A 19,522-nucleotide genomic window follows, 5' to 3' on the forward strand; every position below is an offset into this window, starting at 1 on the left:
CTTACGGAATTCTTAACATTTGGACGATTTAAATGGCAACTGCAGTCGAAACCCTGAGCAAACTCGAACGTCGTATGACCCTGTCTTTCCCGCTGGCCGATGTTCAGGCTGAAGTGGAAAAGCGCCTGAAGGTGCGCGCCCGTACCGCCAAGGCACCGGGTTTCCGTCCGGGTAAAGTGCCGATGAAGATGGTTGCCGCCCAGTTCGGCTACCAGGTCGAAACCGAAGTCCTGAACGACAAGGTCGGTCGCGCATTCAACGACGCCGCCGTCGAAAACAACCTGCGCGTGGCAGGTTTCCCCCGCATCGAACCCAAGACCAGCGAAGAAGCCGGCGAAGGCAAGCTGGCCTTCGACGCTACCTTCGAAGTCTATCCGGAAGTCACCCTGGGCGACCTGTCCGGCGCTGAAGTCGAGAAGACCACCGCGGCCGTCTCCGACGCCGAAATCGACAAGACCATCGACATCCTGCGCAAGCAGCGCGTGCACTACCACGTCAAGGGCGAGCAAGGCGCGCACGGCGACGGCGGTGCCGACCAGTCGGCCCAGAACGGCGACCGCGTGACCGTGGACTTCGTCGGCAAGATCGACGGCGTCGAATTCCAGGGCGGCAAGGCCGATGCCTTCCCGTTCGTGCTGGGCGAAGGCCGCATGCTGCCGGAATTCGAAGCAGCCACCATCGGCCTGAAGGTCGGCGAGTCGAAGTCCTTCCCGCTGGCTTTTCCCGAGGACTATCACGGCAAGGACGTGGCCGGCAAGACCGCTGAATTCACCATCACCGTCAAGAAGATCGAATGGGCGCACATGCCTGAAGTCGATGCAGTCTTCGCTCAATCCCTGGGCATCGAAGACGGCGATCTGACCAAGATGCGCGAAGACATCAAGAAGAACCTGGAGCGTGAAGTCACCGCCCGCACCAAGGCCAAGACCAAGGACAGCGTCATGAACGCCCTGATCAAGGCGTCGGAACTGGAAGTGCCCAAGGCCCTGATCGACCAGGACGTCGAGCGCCTGTCCGAAATGGCCCGTCAGGACATGGCCCAGCGCGGCATGGACCCGAAGGTCATGCAACTGCCCAAGGAACTCTTCACCGCCCAAGCCGAGCGCCGCGTGCGCCTGGGCCTGATCCTGGCTGAAGTGGTCAAGCAGAACAAGCTGGAAGCCACCGAAGAGCAGGTCAAGGCCCAGATCGAAGACTTCGCCCAGAGCTACGAAGATCCGCAACAAGTGCTGAAGTACTACTTCTCCGACCGTCGCCGTCTGGCCGAAGTCGAAGCTCTTGTTTTGGAAGAAAACGTCGTCAACTACGTTCTCGGCAAGGCCAAGGTCTCGGAAAAGCCGGTTTCGTTCGACGAACTGATGGGTAATCAGGCGCAAGCGTAATCCGGTTTTCTCTAGTAGTATCAGAAAACTCTTACGCTTAAGGATGCATACATGACAGGTCTGATGAAGCAATCTGCACTGGATACCCAAATGCTCGGCATGGTGCCGATGGTGATCGAACAGAGTGGCCGTGGCGAACGCGCTTACGACATCTATTCGCGCCTGCTGAAGGAACGCATCATTTTCCTGGTCGGACCGGTCAATGATGCGATGGCCAACCTGATCGTGGCCCAGCTGCTGTTCCTGGAAAGCGAAAACCCGGACAAGGACATTTCCCTGTACATCAATTCGCCTGGCGGTTCGGTATCGGCCGGCATGGCGATCTTCGACACGATGCAGTTCATCAAGCCGCAAGTGTCGACGCTGTGCACGGGTCTGGCTGCCTCCATGGGCGCTTTCCTGCTGGCTGCTGGTGCCAAGGGCAAGCGTTTCTCGCTGCCGAACTCGCGCATCATGATTCACCAGCCTCTGGGCGGCGCCCAGGGCCAGGCATCGGATATCGAGATCCAGGCACGTGAAATCCTGTACCTGCGTGAACGTCTCAACACCATCCTCGCTGAGAAGACCGGCCGTAGCGTCGAGCAGATCAGCAAGGATACCGATCGCGACAATTTCATGTCGGCCGAGGCCGCCGCGGAATATGGCCTGATCGACCAGGTGCTGACCCAGCGCGCTTGAGTTTGCGTCATCGCATTGGCGACGATCCAACGCGAAAAATGCCCGAACGTAATACGGTTCGGGCATTTTTTTTGGCCAAATTTTGACGAAATTGGCACAGAGCGGCTTTTCGGGTTCTATTTGCTTGATAAATGGCACCTGGGCTGACATATAACGGTCATACGGCAGTCCTGTGAAGCAATTTGGGACAGCAAAAATGACCAAGCCGTGACGAATCCGGATTTCGCGGGTATGATCGGGTCGTAACTTTTACTCTAGTAGCTCTATGTCCGAGAAAAAATCTTCCAGCGGCGAAAAACTGCTTTATTGCTCCTTCTGCGGCAAAAGCCAGCACGAAGTGAAGAAGCTCATCGCCGGTCCTTCGGTCTTCATCTGCGACGAATGCATCGACCTGTGCAACGACATCATCCGTGATGAAGCCGCCAGCGTGGAAAGCGTCACCGGCACCAAGTCGGATCTGCCGACCCCGCAGGAAATCACCGACCTGCTGGACCAGTACGTGATCGGACAGGCTACCGCCAAGCGTATCCTGTCGGTGGCGGTCTACAACCACTACAAGCGCCTGAAGCACCTCGGCAAAAAGGATGACGTCGAGCTGGCCAAGAGCAACATCCTGCTGGTGGGCCCGACCGGTTCCGGCAAGACCTTGCTGGCACAGACTCTGGCACGCATGCTCAACGTCCCGTTCGTGATCGCGGATGCGACCACGCTGACCGAAGCCGGCTATGTCGGCGAGGACGTCGAGAACATCATCCAGAAGCTGCTGCAGAACTGCAATTACGAAGTCGAGAAAGCCCAGAAGGGCATCGTCTACATCGACGAGATCGACAAGATTTCCCGCAAATCGGATAACCCGTCCATCACCCGCGACGTGTCCGGCGAAGGTGTGCAGCAGGCCCTGCTGAAGTTGATCGAAGGCACCATGGCATCGGTGCCGCCGCAGGGTGGCCGCAAGCATCCGAACCAGGACTTCGTGCAGATCGACACGACCAACATCATGTTCATCTGCGGCGGCGCCTTCGATGGCCTGGCCAAGATCATTTCCGACCGTTCCGAAAAGAGCGGCATCGGTTTCTCGGCCAGCGTGAAGAGCCAGACCCAGAAGAGCAATTCGGAAGTGCTGTTGAATGCCGAGCCTGAAGACCTGGTCAAGTTCGGCCTGATCCCGGAACTGGTGGGCCGTCTGCCGGTGATCGCAACCTTGAACGAGCTGGATGAAGAAGCCCTGATCCAGATCCTGATCGAGCCCAAGAACGCGCTCATCAAGCAGTACGCCAAGCTGTTGCAGATGGAAGGCGCCGAGCTGGAAATCCGTCCGGCCGCCATGCATGCCATCGCCAAGAAGGCCCTGGCGCGCAAGACCGGCGCACGCGGCCTGCGGTCCATCCTGGAGCACGCCTTGCTGGATGTGATGTATGAACTTCCTAGCGAGCAGAACGTCGCCAAGGTGGTGGTCGACGAGAACACCATCACCAATGGTGCCAAACCGCTGTTGATCTATCACGACCAACCCAAGGTCTCGGGCGGCTGATTGCCCGGCAAGTGATGTAAAGAGCAGTAAAAGGAAGGTCCTCGAGTGGGGCCTTCCGGAAGCAAGAAGCCACCACGAAGTCCGGTCACCGCAAACACGGTAAAATAAACCGGCGCACATAACTGGCTTCCATCGAAAAGCCACCCGGAGCTAGCTTCGCGTGTGGCTTTTTTATTTTGTTGCGATCATGACAACGCGCAGCTGGTGAATATTTCTTCCACCGGACTTGTGTTTTGGTCACTCGTGCCAACATCATTCACAGTACTTATTGATAAGGCCCGCCATGACGACTCCTATACTCACAGAACAATCGCAATTGCCGCTGTTGCCCTTACGGGATGTGGTTGTCTTCCCGCATATGGTGATTCCGCTCTTCGTCGGCCGCCCGAAGTCGATCAAGGCGCTGGAAGCGGCCATGGAGCAGGGCAAGAGCATCATGCTGGCAGCCCAGAAGGCCGCCGCCAAGGATGAGCCTTCGGCCGAAGACATTTATGAAATTGGCTGCGTGGCCAATATCCTGCAGATGCTGAAGCTGCCTGACGGTACCGTCAAGGTGCTGGTCGAAGGCGCGCAGCGTGCCCGCATCCATCACATCAGCGAACTGGAAACCCACTTCGTCGCCGACCTGACCCCGGTCGAATCCGAGCAGGGCGACGAGGCCGAAGTCGAAGCCATGCGCCGTACCATCGTGCAGCAGTTCGACCAGTACGTGAAGCTTAACAAGAAGATCCCTCCCGAGATCCTGACCTCGCTGGCCGGTATTGATGACGCCGGCCGCCTGGCCGACACCATCGCCGCGCATCTGCCGCTGAAGCTGGAGCAGAAGCAGGTGATCCTGGAGATCTTCAACGTCACCAAGCGCTACGAGCATCTGCTGGGGCAGCTGGAAGGCGAACTCGATATCCTGCAGGTGGAAAAGCGCATCCGTGGGCGCGTCAAGCGCCAGATGGAAAAGTCTCAGCGCGAGTACTACCTGAACGAACAGGTCAAGGCCATCCAGAAGGAACTGGGCGAAGGCGAAGACGGTGCCGATCTGGAAGAGCTGGAAAAGAAGATCGCCGCTGCCAAGATGCCCAAGGAAGCTCTGGAAAAGGCGCAATCCGAGCTGAAGAAGCTCAAGCTCATGTCGCCCATGTCGGCCGAAGCGACCGTGGTGCGCAACTACATTGACACGCTGGTGGCCTTGCCGTGGAAGAAGAAGTCCAAGGTCAACAACGACCTGACCAATGCCGAGAAGGTGCTGGAAGGCGATCACTATGGCCTGGAGAAGGTCAAGGAACGCATTCTGGAATACCTCGCCGTGCAACAGCGCGTGGACAAGCTGAAGGCACCGATCCTGTGCTTCGTCGGTCCCCCGGGCGTGGGCAAGACCTCGCTGGGCCAATCCATCGCCCGCGCAACGAACCGCAAGTTCGTGCGCATGGCCCTGGGTGGCGTGCGTGATGAAGCCGAGATCCGTGGCCACCGCCGCACCTACATCGGTTCCATGCCGGGCAAGATTCTGCAGAGCCTGTCCAAGGTCGGCGTGCGCAACCCGCTGTTCCTGCTGGATGAAATCGACAAGCTGGGGATGGATTTCCGTGGCGATCCTTCGTCGGCCCTGCTGGAAGTGCTGGATCCGGAGCAGAACCACACCTTTTCCGACCACTACATCGAAGTTGATTTCGACTTGTCGGACGTGATGTTCGTGGCGACTTCGAATTCCTTCAACATCCCGCCGGCGCTGCTGGACCGGATGGAAGTGATCCGCCTGTCGGGTTACACCGAGGACGAGAAGACCAGCATTGCGCAGCGTTACCTGCTGCCCAAGCAGATCAAGAACAACGGCCTGAAGGAAGGCGAGATCAGCGTGGCCGAGTCGGCCATCCGCGACATCATCCGCTACTACACTCGTGAAGCCGGTGTGCGTTCGCTGGAACGCGAAGTCTCGAAGATCTGCCGCAAGGTGGTCAAGCTGCTGCTGCTGAAGAAGCAGGAGAAGAAGGTCACCGTCACCTCGCGCAACCTGGACAAGTTCCTGGGCGTGCGTCGTTATGATTTCGGCATGGCCGAGAAGGAAAACCAGATCGGCCAGGTGGTCGGCCTGGCCTGGACCGAAGTCGGCGGCGACCTGCTGACCATCGAAGCGGTGAACATGCCCGGCAAGGGCCAGATCATCCGCACCGGTACCCTGGGCGACGTGATGAAGGAATCGATCGAGGCCGCACGTACCGTGGTTCGCAGCCGTGCCCGCAAGCTGGGCATCAAGAATGAGGTGTTCGAGAAGAGCGACATCCACATCCACGTGCCGGAAGGTGCGACGCCCAAGGATGGTCCGTCGGCCGGTATTGCGATGACCACGGCGCTGGTGTCCATCTTCAGCGGCATTCCGGTGCGTGCTGATGTGGCGATGACCGGTGAAATCACGCTGCGCGGCGAGGTGCTGCCCATCGGCGGTCTGAAGGAAAAGCTGCTGGCGGCGCATCGCGGCGGCATCAAGACCGTGCTGATTCCTGAGCAGAATGTGAAGGATCTGGCCGAGATCCCGGACAACGTCAAGAACAAGCTGGAGATCATTCCGGTGCGCTGGATCGACAAGGTCCTGGAAGTGGCACTGGAACGCCAGCCGGTGCCGCTGACGGAAGAGGAAGCGATCGTCGAAGCAGCCGTGAAGCCGAAGGAAGGCGCGACGGATCCGGTTGTGAAGCATTGATCCTGCGGGAGTCATCCGCATTGAAAGGCACCTCAGTTGAGGTGCCTTTTTTATGTCCCAAAAGGATTCATGTATCGGGCTATGGGAATGAAATAAAAAAATCTCACTGAAAATCGCGTCATGGTTGCACCTTGGCTTGACAGTGCTGCTGATGGACTTGTTTAATAGCCGCTGCGGAAAATTTCCGTCAGGCAAGCGATGGTGAGGGGGGCTCTGTCGCGCTGTGTTGGAGCCGAAGCACCGTCGTTTGAAATCAAACAAACCAGAAACTTGTTCGAGGGGCGTAAGTGAATAAAGGCGAACTGATTGAGCACATTGCCGGCGAGGCAGACATCTCCAAGGCAGCAGCAGGACGAGCAGTAGACGCATTCATTGGTGCAGTGAAGACCACGCTGAAGAAGAACGGCACGGTCACCCTGGTGGGTTTTGGAACTTTTGCAGTGGGCAAGCGTGCGGCGCGTACGGGCCGCAATCCTCAGACGGGCGCCGCGCTGAAAATCAAGGCATCGAAGGTTCCTAAATTTAAAGCTGGCAAAGCTTTAAAAGATGCTATAAAATAATGTTCTTTCGTTGCTGAGGTAACAAAGCAACGAGACTGACAAGTTTGCCGGGGCGCTTAGCTCAGTTGGTAGAGCGGAGCCCTTACAAGGCTTAGGTCGGGAGTTCGAGCCTCTCAGCGCCCACCAGCATCTTGCAGTCAGCACCAGTTTAGGAGCGGTAGTTCAGTTGGTTAGAATACCGGCCTGTCACGCCGGGGGTCGCGGGTTCGAGCCCCGTCCGCTCCGCCAAATAAAACGCCTCGTTCGCAAGAACGGGGCGTTTTTGTTTTTGCGCAGCAAAAAGCTTCACTCCACTCATCAATTCCCACCCGGTGGCATCATTTGTCTCTCCTGACAAAATTACGCGACACGTATCAAATAAATGTGAGTTTCAAGTACTTTTCTCCACGGAAATGTTTACACTGAAGCGGAATTTGCAATTTCTCAAAAAACAGGAGACCGGCACAGCCGGGGCAAACAATGTTTTTGAGGGAACCCGGCCCCTGCAAGCAGGCCGAGGAAGAAGGGCACAAGCCGCTCCCCAAAGATGTGAAGAGAACCCAAGAGACGCATTGCGGATTCGCAAAGTGGTGCAGTGTCATGGGCACGCAGGGCAATCAGCGACGACTCGGGACAAAGTCGTTCAGCCAGGGCCTGCACGTGGGCATCAAATGGGACAAACAAGGGGGTAGCGATGAAGCTCGCCAATTTCAACATTGGCGTCCGCCTGGGCGGCGCTTTTGCAGTAGTCTTGCTGCTGATCATGGTGACGGCCATGGTCGGCGTCAGGAACCAGTCTTCCAACAACGCTGAAATCAACAGCATCGTCAACGAGAAGTACCAGCTCATCGCCTTGAGCAACCAGATCAAGAACAATGGCTACAAGGCCAATGCGGTGCTGTCCAACATCCTGCTGGCGACCACGCCTGAGGCTTCGGCGAAGTACATGGATGAGTACGCCGGCCTGCGAAAGGCCAACACCGAGGCCTACAAGCAGCTCGAAGGCATGCTCGATTCCGACAAGACCAAAGCGCTCTACGCCGAGCAGACCACCGCCCGCTCGGCCTACGGCGTAGCCGTGCGCAAGTTCTTCGAATTGATGAAGACCGGCGAACGCGCCGAGGCGACCACGCTCTTCCAGGGCGATCTGGCGCGCCTGCAGACGGAGTACTTCGTCATGGTCGACAAGATGGTCAATTCGCTGGCCCAGGAAATGGTCGAAGATTCCCGCCAGGTCGCTGAGGACGGCCACCTGGCCGTGATCCAGATGATCGTGCTGGCCGCCGTGGCCGTGGTACTGGCGTCGGTGATCGGCGTGCTCATCACGCGCTCCATCACCGCCCCCGTGCGCCACGCCGTGGTGCTGGCCGAAGCGGTGGCCCAGGGCGACCTGTCCTATCGCCTCAATGCTGCCGGCAAGGACGAGATCAGCCGCCTGCTGCAGGCGCTGCAGCACATGAGCGATAACCTGCACGATACCGTCTCCAACGTGCGCAACGGCACCTCCGCCATCGACATGGCCGCGCGCGAACTGGCGCAAGGCAACCTGAGCCTGTCGGATCGCACCGAACAGCAGGCCAGCTCGCTGGAAGAAACCGCTTCCGCCATGGAGCAGCTGACCTCGGCCGTGCGCCAGAATGCCGACAATGCCCGCCAGGCCAGCGAACTGGCAGTCTCCGCCTCGGATGTCGCGGTACGCGGTGGTGCCTCGGTGGAGCAGGTGGTCAACATCATGACCGCCATCAGCACCTCTTCCGGCAAGATCGCCGACATCATCACGGTCATCGATGGCATCGCCTTCCAGACCAACCTGCTGGCGCTGAACGCGGCCGTGGAAGCGGCCCGCGCCGGCGAGCACGGACGTGGCTTTGCGGTGGTGGCCAGCGAAGTACGCGGCCTGGCACAGCGCAGTGCCGTGGCCGCCAAGGAAATCAAGTCGCTCATCGAAGGCTCGGTCGGTCATGTGAAGGCCGGCAGCAGCATCGTCGAGCAGACCGTCGCCACCATCGATGAAGTCATCGCCAGCATCAAGCACGCCACCGACCTCATCACCGATATCAGCGCCTCCAGCAAGGAGCAAAGCGAGGGCATCGAGCAGATCAACCAGGCCATCAGCCAGATGGACCAGATGACCCAGGAAAACTCGGCCCTGGTGGAACAGAATGCGGCCGCCTCCCAGGCACTGCAATCCCAGGCCGAGCAGCTGTCGGCGCTGATGGGCCGCTTCCGGCTCAGCGAGTTGCTGGCCAACGGCCAAGCTGGCGGCCATGCCGCTTCCTCGCGCAAAGGTCCGCGCGAAAAGGTCATCCAGCCCGAACTGTCGCTGATCCAGGGCTGATGCTTCACCCGGGCGGCGTGCCTGCCGCCTGAACCGGTATCTGCGAGGAGACCGCGCCCGCTTCGTCACGCCGGGCGCGACAACAACAAAGTGTCCCCCTGCACGCTGCTGCCGCACCCGGCCTGAAAAGGCCTGGCAGCCGGCTGGCAGGAGTGGACACGTCCGTTGCGTGCGTCGCCGCTGCTCAGGGCGCTGCACGCAGTCCGCCCCCGACCCAGCCCCGAAAGGTTAGCCATGACGCTCCACCATTCCCACGCCGGCAGCACCGAGCAGATGTCCGATGCGCGCCAGGCCCTGGCCCACGCCCGCATACAATCCTTCATCGAGGCCTATCGCCATGAGGGTTACCGGATCGCTGACATCGATCCTCTGGGCACGCTCTCGGTGCCCGAGATCCCCGCCTTGCTGCCCCAACATCACGATCTGAAGGATGAGGACCTGGCGCTGGGCCAGCACCGCTTTCTGGAGGGGCTGGGCCTCACCAATGTGAAGGAATTGACGCATTTTCTGAGTCGGCTGTATTGCGGCCCGCTCGGCCTCGATGCCAGTGGCGTACGTGATGAGTCCCGCCGCCAGTGGCTGTTTGCACGCCTGGCCGCGTGCGACCCGGGTGCCGATCCTGCAACTGCCGAGCGCGCCGCCATCCTGGCCCGGCTGGCTGCCGCCGAACAGTGGGAGCACTACCTGCAGCAAGATTATCCGCACGCCAAGCGCTTTTCGCTGGAAGGCTGCGAAGCGCTGCTGGTACTGATGGATGCGCTGGCCGAGCGCAGCAGTTTCTATCAGCTGGAGCAATTGTTCCTGGCCATGCCGCATCGCGGCCGTCTCAACCTGCTGGTGAACCTGATGCAGATGCCGGCGGCCGATATCGTGGCGTATTTCGACGCGGCGAGCACGACCGCAGCAGCAGCCGGCGCAGTGGATCTGCCTTACCATCTGGGGGCCGAGACCGTGCGCACCACCGCCCATGGTCAGCTAGGTCTGTTCATGGCGCACAATCCCTCCCATCTGGAAAGCGCCTATCCGGTGCTGTTGGGCATGGTGCGCGGCTACCGCAGTGCGCATCCGCAATCACCCATGCCGGCCTCGGTGGTGATCCATGGCGATGCTGCCTTCTGCGGCCAGGGCGTGGTGATGGAGTCGCTCAAGCTGTCCCTGTATCCGGGTTACAGCGTGGGCGGCACGGTCCACGTGATCGTCAACAACCAGATCGGCTTCACCACGCCCAATCCGCTTGATCCCCTCAATCATGGCTACTGCACCGACATCGCCCGCATCGTCGGCGCGCCAGTGCTGCACGTCAACGCCGACCAGCCGGAGACGGTACTGCGTGCTGCGCGGATCGCTTTCGACTATCGCATGCAGTTTGGCGCCGATGTGGTGATCGACCTGGTCGGCTATCGTCGCTGGGGGCATGCGGAACAGGATACGGCGACCGTGACCCAGCCCCTGCTGCACGGTTTCATCGACAAGCATCCGCCGGTCACGCAGCTCTATGCCCAGGCCGGGTGGCCCGGTTCGGACGACGGCGCGACGTTGCTGGCGGTGAGCAGCCAGCAAGTGCTCGCAAGCTTCCGCAACAGTCGTCCATCCGCCCCGGCGGCGCAACGGAGGGCGCCCGCCTTGGCCGTCAAGCCCGACGCGCCGGACCTGCTGCGCCTGCGCCAGTTCGTGGAACGCATGACGCGCTTGCCGGAAGGCTTTGCTGCACATCCTGCAGTCACGCGGCTGGTTGCGCAGTGGCAGGACAGCGTCAGCTCCAGCGATCACGCGTGCAGCTGGAATTTCGCTGAAAACATGGCCTATGCCTCCTTGCTGTGGGAAGGGCAGGGGCTGCGCATTTCCGGTATGGATGTGCAACGCGGCACCTTCATGCAGCGCCACGCCGTCTGGCATGCGATCGACGCGGCGCAAGGCGTGCAGCAGGCCTTCTGGCCTTTGCGCCAGGTGGCTGCGCCCGGTACGGCGCTGGAGGTGGTCAATTCACCGCTGAGTGAAGAGGCAGTGGTTGGCTTCGAATATGGATTCAGCGTACAGGCGGGGCCCGGTACGATGGTCATCTGGGAGGCCCAGTTCGGCGACTTCGTCAACGGTGCCCAGATCATGATCGACCAGTTCATCGCCTCCGGTCGCGGCAAATGGGGCTACCCCTCGGCGCTGACCGTGCTGCTGCCGCACGGCTATGAAGGCGTGGGGCCGGAGCACTCGACCGGCTACCTCAGCCGGATGCTGCTGCTGTGCGCGCAGGAGAACATGCGCGTGGCGTATCCGTCCAGTTCGGCGCAGTGGTTCCACCTGCTGCGTCAGCAGGCACTGCAGGGCGACCGTCCGCTGGTGGTCTTCACGCCCAAATCGGTGCTGCATGGCGAAGTGCGTTCGCAGTCGCCCTTGTCGGCCCTGTTGCAGGGGGACTTCCAGCCGCTGGTGGAGGATGCCGATGCGCCGCCGGCCGCACAGGTGCAGCGGGTGGTCTTGTGCAGTGGCAAGGTTTGCTACGACCTGGCCGACGGCCGCCGCAAGGCGGGCGACACGCGCACTGTCCTGCTGACCGTGGAGCAGCTGCATCCCTTCCCCGAAGACACGCTGGGTGCTGTCTTGCGCAGCTATCCGCAGCTGGAGGAAGTGATCTGGGTACAGGAGGAAGAGCGCAAGCAGGGGGCCTGGCTGTGCGTACGGGATGCCATCGAAGCGGCCTTGCCGTTGCAGGTGCGTCTGCGGGCCGTAACACGGCCGGATACCGATGCCGGTCCGACGGCGTCCAAGGCGCGCCACTATGCCCAGCAGGCGGCGCTGGTGCAGTCCGTATTCCCTGCATGAACGCATCAGGCCTACGCGCCAAGCCAAGCCTCGGCGGATGAAAAAAAACGGTGTACTTCATCATGAAGTACACCGCCCACCCCCTCCGGTTTCCCCGGTATGCATCGCAGCTGATGTTGTAGTCCGCGCCTTGCAGGATCGTCAAGCTGCAGCGCAATGCTTGCAGTGCAATCCTTGTGTCAAAAGCGCGTCAGGCCATCCTGTCAGCGTTCAATCCTTGAATCCTTGAATACTTCCGTCGTTCAGTAGGTCAGCGTCACGGTCACGGTATCCGAGTAGGAACCGGCCAGCGGCGTCTGGGCCGCCGGGATCTGGCCGTAGACGGTCAGGGTCTGGGTCAGGCCGGAACCGGTGCCGGTCAGGGTATCCGTGCCGATGGTCGAACCCCAGTTGTTGCTGCGGGCCGAATCGCGGTACAGCGCATAGTTCAGGGTGCCGCCGCCGGCTGCGCTCATCTTGCGGTTGCTCACGCTGGCACCGGTGCCGGTACCGGCGTCCAGACCAACGTTGTAGGCCGTGCCGTTGGTGCACAGCACGGTGATGGTGCCGGACTGGTTGACCACGCTCTGGGTGTAGGCGCCGAAGGCGATGGCCGAACCGACCACGGTGCAGGCGGCGACCACCGAGGCGCTGATGGTCAGCGTGCCACTGGCAGTGGCGGCGAAGGAAGCCGGTGCGCTGGAAGCCAGCACGACAGCAGCGATGGAAGCAGCGACGATGCGATTTTTCTTGATGAAGAACATTTTGTTTCTCCTGGTCTGGCTGCCCCGTCCTCGCCCCTTGCAAGAACTTCCCTGTGCAGCGTTGGTATGGAGATACTTTAGTTTCTGGAGCCCGGATCAGACATCCGGCTATTCCCTATCACCCTGTCAATTTTCGTCAGGGAAAACCTGAATCGCAACGAGAACGTTTATCAAGCACATCAGCAATTCTCCACCTGCTTTGTCGGTTCCGCTCAGTAGGTGATGAGCACCGTCAGCGTATCCAGATAGCTGCCAGCCTTGACGTTCTGGCTGCCCGGTACGCGCCCGTAGACGGTGTAGGACCTGCTCACCGGCGTGAGGACCTGCAGCAGGTAGCCGTCGCTGACGAAACTGGTGCTGGAGGAACCATCGCCCCACACGGAGGTGTGCGCGGCGTCGCGATACGCCTGGTAGTTGAGGCTGTTGGCGCCGCTGAGCATCTTGCGCTGGGCATAGGTACCGCTGCTGCCTGCGCTGAGCTTGACGGTATAGGCGATCAGCAGCGATGCAGTCGCCTGGCAGGTGATGGTGATGTTGCCGGTGTTGTCGAGGTTGCTGCTGGATTGCGGGTCGTAGAGGCCGAAGGACACCGGATTGGACGCCGCCGAGCAGAGTTGCTGGGCCTGCGCCGGACCAGCGGCCAATGCGATGAGCAGCGCCAGCGCAGCCAGGGACACGGAATGGATAGTGTTCTTCATGTGCTCTCCACGATGCAGGCCGCCCTTCAACGGCAGGTCACGATTTCATCGCTCATGCCACCTTCGCTGCGTGCCGGCGGCGTCAGCATGGCCTGGCAGCGGGCTCCGGATGGCAGCAGTACGTCCAGCGTGTTGACCGGCCCCAGTTCCTGCAGATAGCTCACGCCGTCATAGCCGACCGGTGCCTGCAGGCCGCTCTCGCGCACGCGGATGGAGGAGCCGAGCGGAATGAATTCCCCCGCGGCGTCTTTGAGGATGATGGTCACGTCCGAGGCGCGCCGGGCGTTGAAATGCACCACCACACCGGAGCGGTCGCGCGGCTTCACGTACTGGTCTGACTGGTCCAGTTGCAGGGTCAGCGGCAGGTCCAGCACGTCCACCGAGATCTTGTTGACGTCATAGGCACGCAGGTCGGTCAGCAGCAATTGGCCGTTGTCGTCGGTGCGGCCGGCGTAGCGGTTTTCGTTGTAGATGCCGACATTCTTGACCCCGCTGGCATTGACCACCGCGAAGCTGTCCTCGATCCAGTCGGTGGCGAAGGCGCTGCCATCCATGAAGGCCAGCGCACCGCGCGCACCCAGGCGCTGGCTGGTGGCACCGTTCGATTGCGAGGCTGCCGCGCTGACGCTGCCGTAGCGGCTCTTGTAGTTGAGCTGGCCGATGCGCTGCCGATAGCTGCCCTCGGTATCCTGCAATTGCCAGCCGAGATCGCCGATGGCCACCGTCGAGCGGCTGGCTTGCAGCGTGCTGGTGCGCTGACCGTTATTGTTGCTCACGCTGGCCCCGGCCACGTCGCGGCCGCCGAAGGGGATGATCAGCCCGATGGTGGCACCGTAGCCGCTGCTGCGAAAGTCGCGATAGGCCGTGAGATAGAAATTGGACGTGTTGCCGACCGATTTGAACCAGGTCACCGTCACGGTCTCGCTGTCTGCCAGATTGCTGGTGCCGAGGTCGGTGAACAGCAGCGGACTCTTGCTGCGTGCATAGGCCATGCTCAGCGAGCCATATTCACGCAGGTTCAGGCCCAGCGTCGCCAGCGTGGCGCTGCGCGAGACCGGGGCCCCCTGCAGCGCACCGATATCCTGATAGCCCCGCGTGGATTGCGTGCGCGACAGCGACAGGCTGACCGGATCGGCATTGCGCTCGATGGCCAGCGAGACTTGCTGGCCGGAATTGCCCTCGCTGCTGCTGGCCGCCAGCGAGCTGGCCAACACCGCGCGATTGCCCAGGTTGAAGACCGCGCCGCCGCCGGCCAGCTTGAGACTGCGCATGGCTTCGGCATGCCCTTCCAGGGTGAGCCAGTCGCTCATCCCATGGCGGGCCGTGCCGGAGAGAGCGAACTGTCCATAGTCATTGCTGCGCAGACCGTAATTGCGCCGCACCCAGCCGCCTTCGGCCGAATAGGACGACAGGCCCGGTTTCAGCAGCCGGTCGGTGGCGTAGAAGTTGATGGTGCGGAAGGTCTGGCGACCCAGTTCGTCAGTCACCGCCACGGCGATCTGGCCGGCTCCGCTGGCGATGGGCGGCTGGCGGATCTCGAAGGGACCGGGCGGCACCGGCTGCGAGAGCTGGCGCACGCCGTTGACGAACAGGTCGACGGTCGAAGGGACTACCGTTTCGCCGCCCAGCGACGGCGTGGGAAAACGCACCAGGTCCGGCCGCAGGTTGAAATCCGATGCGTACTGGAAACCGCCCAGACGCACCGAGCGGCTCCAGGCCAGGCTGCTGTTGATGACATCGCCCAGGCGATAGCGGGTGAGCGTGGCCGGGTCCGAATAGGTGTAGGTCGATTCCAGCCGGGCCGACACCCCGCCGCTATTGCCGGTATAGCCCAGCCCGGTAGAGCTGAACACGCTGCTACCGGAGAACCAGCGCGCATCGAACAGTCCGCCCAGCGCGTGCTGGTTCTGGCTGCTGGATGCCAGCAGGTCGTAGTTCAGCACCAGCCCCTGTCCGCCGGGTGACAGGGGGACCTTGCTGGCGATGCTGGCGGCGTCGATGTCGGTGGTGTTCATGAAACGGGCCGGGACCATCAGGTTGATCTTGGCACCGGCCTCGTCGAGGTCGACTGCCGTCGTGAGGGCGCGCAGGGCGATCAGCTCCTCATCCGCGCCATCGACGCGCAGCTTGAGGCTGCGCAGTTCCGATGCCGTGGCATACAGTGCCTGCTGGCGGCGCGTGAACTGCGCTACCAGGCTGGTGTTGCGTCCGTTGATGGAAACCTCCAGCAACAGGATCTCGTCACCCGGCTCTGCGGCCCGCGCCAGCGCCACCATGGCCAGGCAGCAGACCAGGATGAGGGAAGCAAGCCAGCGTGTCGCGCGAATCAAGGTGCCACGGTGATTTCGGCATCAATCGGCCCGGCATCGCTGTTGGCAGTCAGCTTGACTCGGCTGCCCACGGCAAGCGGGGTGTCGCTCTCGATCAGGTATTGCCGGGTGATGCCGGCCAGGGTGTAGGGATTGCCCCCGCCCGGCGCGCTCAGCTTCTTGCCATTGGGCAGCGTCAGCGCCAGGTCCAGCAGGCGTGCGCGGCGGTTGCCGCTGTTTTCGACCAGCAGGCGCAAGGGCTTGCCGGCGCGCAGCTGATACTCCAGCTGGGCCTTGGGCGCGGCGGACGGTGCGATGAACACCGGCATGGAAATGCGGAATTTGAAATTGATGGTGGCTCCCTCGGTGGCGGCGGGGATTTCATCGATCAGCAGGCGATAGGCGATCTCGGTCGGTGCGGCCGGCTGCTTGGCCACCACCCGGATCACCTGCGAGGCACCGGGGGCCAGATTGAACACGGGGGGACTGAGGATCAGGTTCTGCGTGGGTTGCAGCTCATCCTTGCTGTCGGCCTGCTGCCAGTCATAGGCGCGCAGTTGCAGGGAGACATTGTGATTGTCGTTGTTGACGATCTTGATCACGCCGGCCGTGCGCGAGGACGACAGCTCCAGCACCACCGGAGCGATCTCGAAATTGGACGCGTGGGCCGCCTGCCATCCCCCCGCACTTGCCAGGCAAGCCAGCGCCATTACGCGCACCAGCTGCCCCCCTATGGATGCTGATCTCGTCACGCTGCGACATCTCCACTCTGGTTGTCAGATCGTTGTCAGTTTTTTGCTAGATTAAAACGAAACTGGTCAAAAAGTGTGAAGAAAGTTGCAAGCCAGCCACAGAATGTGATCAACAATCAACAAAAAATTTGCTCATCAGTAACTTGGTGGCGCCAGCGACAGCGCTGCGGGCAAGAAAAATGGCGCGTCTCCGTGAGGAGTCCGCGCCATTGTGTTGGCCTGCCGGCGCTGCGCCGGCGTTCTCCGAATCAATAGGACAGGGTGATGGCCACCACGTCGCTGTAGCTGCCCGCACGGGCGGTCTGGCCACCCGGGATGTAGCCGTAGACCGGGATGTTCTGGTTGCTGCCGTTGCCCACCCCGGCCACCGTATCGCTGCCAGTGCTGTTGCCCCAGGAACGGGTGCGCGCAGCATCCTGATACAGGCCGTAGTTGAGGGTATTGACGCCATCGGCAGTGCTCAGCTTGCGCGTGGCGACGTTGGCACCGCTGCCGGTGCCGGCATCCAGGCTCACGGTGTAGCTGGTGCCGTTGGAACAAGCCACGCCGATCTGCGCATTCTGCTGCAGGGCGCTGGCTGCATAGCTGCCGAAGGGCAGGGCGGCGCTCTGGACCGCGCATTGCGAGGGGACGATGGCGGAAATTTCCAGGTTGCCGGTGGAGGAAACAGCCAGTGCATCCAGATTGATGCAACTCAGGAGGCCGGCAGCCAGAAGCAGGGAATGTGAATTTTTCATCGAAATACGCGCCGGCAGAGCTCGGGCCCAAGCCCGGAAAAAACGGGTAAATGTCGGAATCTATTATAGAATTAATTCGAATAAACAATAGGAAAATGCCGGATAGCTGGGCTTGATGCGCATCGCATGGCGCATTTGCGCAACAGCGTTTTCCACGAATTTGAAGATGTTGGTTCCATTTGCTGACAGAAAGAAAACAGTTGATATCGGATAGGCCGTATTCCGGTATCGGGACAGGCAGCAAGGAGACACTTCAGCCGCCCCCTCACCACCCTGGCGCAGACAGGATGGCCGGGCTGCTGCGGGGGGGAATGGCTACGCCGCATCCAGGTGCGTGTGCATGCGCGGTTCCCGGCAACACACAGTATGAATACCCGAGCAGCCTGCTCAAGGCGTGCTGCATTCGGGCAGGTGGTCGGGTAACCGGCTCGCAAGCCGGAAGCGTGACTGGCAGACCAATGAAACGTGAACCATGCCGATAACCAGACAAAGCGGACTGGCCCGCGCCAGCACCGGCATTTTCTTTCTGCTGGCCCTGTTGCTCTCACTGGGCGTGGCAGCTTTTTCGTACCACAGCGTGCGTGACTTCGAGCGGCGTGCCGTCTGGCTGCAGCATAGCTACACGGTGCTCAACAAGCTGGAAGAAGCCAACTCGACCCTGCGCGACGCAGTCAGCAGTTCGCGCGGCTTTGCGCTTTCGGGTGAGCAGGAATACCGCAACAATTTCGAGACCGGGGTGCGTCATGTCAACGCACTGCTGCAGGATCTGCGCCGCCTGCTGAGCGACAACCCGCGGCAGGCTGTTTTGCTCAGTCAGACCGAAGACCTGGTGATGCAGCGCCTGACGCTGTCGCGCCAGCTGATGGAACTGAGCCAGGAAGAGGGCCGCGCGCGCGTGCTGGAAGGCAGGGAACTGGGGGAGCGGATCCGCGGCGGCTTCGAGCAGATGAAGGGCAACGAGAACGCATTGCTGGCCACGCGCGCGCATGACACGGCCATGAGCGCCAATCTGACCATTTTCATGGTCATCAGCGGCAGCCTGCTCAGCATTGCCTTGCTGCTGCTGGTTTATCGCAAGCTGCGCAAGGAAATGTCGCGCCGGGTCGAGGCCCAGCAGCGCGCACAAGCCTATTCGGACGAGATCGAGGATCTCTACAACAACGCGCCCTGCGGCTATCACTCGGTCGACGAGACCGACAAGCGCATCATCAAGATCAACGACACCGAACTGAAATGGCTGGGCTACACGCGCGAACAGGTGGTGGGCCGCATGACCCAGGCCGACCTGCTGGCCCCGGCCAGCGCCGCGCGCTACGAGCGCGAGCTGCAACCCCAGTTCCTGCTCAGGCGCGAGATCAGCGGCATCGACCTCAACTTCCGCCGCGCCGATGGCAGCGAATTCACCGCGCTGGTCAATGCCACCGCCATTCCCAGCCGCGACAACAGCAAGCTCATCAGCCGCACCGTGATCTACGACATCTCCGAACGCAAGCGCGCCGAGGAAGAGATCGAGGCCCTCAATGCCGACCTGGAGCGCCAGGCCCAGCACCTGCACAACGTGAACAAGGAGCTGGAGAGTTTTTCCTATTCGGTCTCGCATGACTTGCGCGCGCCGCTGCGTGCCATCTCCGGCTATGCCATGATCCTCGAAGAGGACTACGCCCACGCCATCGACGAGAAAGGACGCGAGCAGCTGCAGGTGATCCGCCGCAACGTGCGCAAGATGGATGCGCTGATCAACGACCTGCTCAAGCTGGCCAAGTCCACCACCGGTGAACTGACCTTGCAGCGCTTCTCGATGGACGAACTGGTGGCACAGGTGGTCGCTGGTCTGCAGCAGGAAAACCCCGGCGTGATCTTCGACGTGCCGCGTCTGGAAGGTGCGGTCGCCAATCGCGGGCTGATCGCGCAAGTATGGGAAAACCTGCTGTCCAATGCCGTCAAGTTCAGCAGCAAGAGCGAGCAGCCGCGCGTGTGCGTGACCATGCAGGCCAATGCGGACGAATACGTCTACGGCGTCCATGACAACGGCGTCGGCTTCGACATGCGCTATGCGCACAAGCTGTTCGGCACCTTCCAGCGATTGCATCGTCAGGAGGAATATGCCGGCACCGGCATTGGCCTGGCGCTGGTACAGCGCATCGTGGTGCGCCACACCGGCCGGGTCTGGGCCGAGAGCAAGCCCAGGGAAGGGGCCAGCTTCTACTTCGCGTTGCCGCGCAAGGGCGTGCTGCCCAGCCTGGGCGAAGCCCGCCGATCGTCCGATGAGAATTGAACCGACTCAACCGTGAGCCTGAAGGAGAACA

Annotated in this window: 13 protein-coding genes and 2 tRNA genes; 10 read left to right on the forward strand and 5 right to left on the reverse strand. The window is 61.3% G+C overall.

Annotation, left to right across the window (positions count from 1 at the left end):
- The first annotated feature begins 32 nt into the window (after positions 1-32).
- From tig to ACWHXP_RS06920, 9 genes are all read left to right on the forward strand, one after another.
- Complete coding sequence (tig, locus tag ACWHXP_RS06880; RefSeq protein ID WP_034350407.1) at positions 33-1,382, forward strand: trigger factor; 1,350 nt, start codon at positions 33-35, stop codon at positions 1,380-1,382.
- 51 nt (positions 1,383-1,433) lie between these two features.
- On the forward strand, positions 1,434-2,060 hold the full coding sequence (gene clpP, locus ACWHXP_RS06885) for an ATP-dependent Clp endopeptidase proteolytic subunit ClpP (RefSeq protein ID WP_034341328.1): 627 nt from the start codon (positions 1,434-1,436) through the stop codon (positions 2,058-2,060).
- Positions 2,061-2,325: 265 nt separating this feature from the next.
- Positions 2,326-3,591, forward strand: coding sequence for an ATP-dependent Clp protease ATP-binding subunit ClpX (gene clpX / locus ACWHXP_RS06890; RefSeq protein ID WP_121045673.1), 1,266 nt, complete (start codon positions 2,326-2,328; stop codon positions 3,589-3,591).
- Positions 3,592-3,874: 283 nt separating this feature from the next.
- Positions 3,875-6,283 carry an endopeptidase La gene (lon, locus tag ACWHXP_RS06895; protein ID WP_134222577.1) on the forward strand — a complete coding sequence of 803 codons (2,409 nt, stop codon included), beginning with the start codon at positions 3,875-3,877 and terminating at the stop codon, positions 6,281-6,283.
- A gap of 287 nt (positions 6,284-6,570) precedes the next feature.
- Complete coding sequence (locus ACWHXP_RS06900) at positions 6,571-6,843, forward strand: HU family DNA-binding protein (protein ID WP_008329418.1); 273 nt, start codon at positions 6,571-6,573, stop codon at positions 6,841-6,843.
- 50 nt (positions 6,844-6,893) lie between these two features.
- Positions 6,894-6,969: transfer RNA gene (locus ACWHXP_RS06905), tRNA-Val, on the forward strand.
- 25 nt (positions 6,970-6,994) lie between these two features.
- Positions 6,995-7,071, forward strand: a tRNA-Asp gene (locus ACWHXP_RS06910).
- 445 nt (positions 7,072-7,516) lie between these two features.
- Positions 7,517-9,160, forward strand: coding sequence for a methyl-accepting chemotaxis protein (locus tag ACWHXP_RS06915; RefSeq protein WP_489623003.1), 1,644 nt, complete (start codon positions 7,517-7,519; stop codon positions 9,158-9,160).
- A 234-nt stretch (positions 9,161-9,394) separates the two neighbouring features.
- Positions 9,395-11,977, forward strand: a complete 2,583-nt coding sequence (locus tag ACWHXP_RS06920; protein ID WP_489634165.1) for a 2-oxoglutarate dehydrogenase E1 component — start codon at positions 9,395-9,397, stop codon at positions 11,975-11,977.
- Between the two features lie 242 nt (positions 11,978-12,219).
- Here ACWHXP_RS06920 and ACWHXP_RS06925 read toward each other — a convergent pair whose 3' ends face one another.
- The 5 genes from ACWHXP_RS06925 to ACWHXP_RS06945 all read right to left on the reverse strand — a co-directional run bounded on the left by ACWHXP_RS06925 (position 12,220) and on the right by ACWHXP_RS06945 (position 17,216).
- Positions 12,220-12,720 (reverse strand): Csu type fimbrial protein, encoded by a 501-nt coding sequence (locus ACWHXP_RS06925; RefSeq protein ID WP_039787206.1) that lies wholly within the window; start codon positions 12,718-12,720, stop codon positions 12,220-12,222.
- A gap of 212 nt (positions 12,721-12,932) precedes the next feature.
- Complete coding sequence (locus ACWHXP_RS06930) at positions 12,933-13,418, reverse strand: Csu type fimbrial protein (RefSeq protein ID WP_489634164.1); 486 nt, start codon at positions 13,416-13,418, stop codon at positions 12,933-12,935.
- Between the two features lie 26 nt (positions 13,419-13,444).
- Positions 13,445-15,748: a fimbria/pilus outer membrane usher protein gene (locus tag ACWHXP_RS06935; protein ID WP_489623000.1), complete on the reverse strand. Its 2,304-nt coding sequence runs from the start codon at positions 15,746-15,748 to the stop codon at positions 13,445-13,447.
- A complete protein-coding gene (locus tag ACWHXP_RS06940) occupies positions 15,745-16,479 on the reverse strand; it encodes a fimbrial biogenesis chaperone (RefSeq protein ID WP_489622999.1) in 735 nt (244 codons plus the stop codon). The genes ACWHXP_RS06935 and ACWHXP_RS06940 overlap by 4 nt, the downstream gene beginning before the upstream one ends.
- A 248-nt stretch (positions 16,480-16,727) precedes the next feature.
- Positions 16,728-17,216, reverse strand: a complete 489-nt coding sequence (locus ACWHXP_RS06945) for a Csu type fimbrial protein (RefSeq protein ID WP_204726493.1) — start codon at positions 17,214-17,216, stop codon at positions 16,728-16,730.
- 472 nt (positions 17,217-17,688) lie between these two features.
- On the opposite strand from ACWHXP_RS06945, the gene ACWHXP_RS06950 reads away from it, so the two are divergent.
- Positions 17,689-19,491, forward strand: a complete 1,803-nt coding sequence (locus ACWHXP_RS06950; protein ID WP_489634163.1) for a sensor histidine kinase — start codon at positions 17,689-17,691, stop codon at positions 19,489-19,491.
- Positions 19,492-19,522: the final 31 nt, after the last annotated feature.

Source organism: Herbaspirillum sp. Her2, from assembly GCF_057961375.1.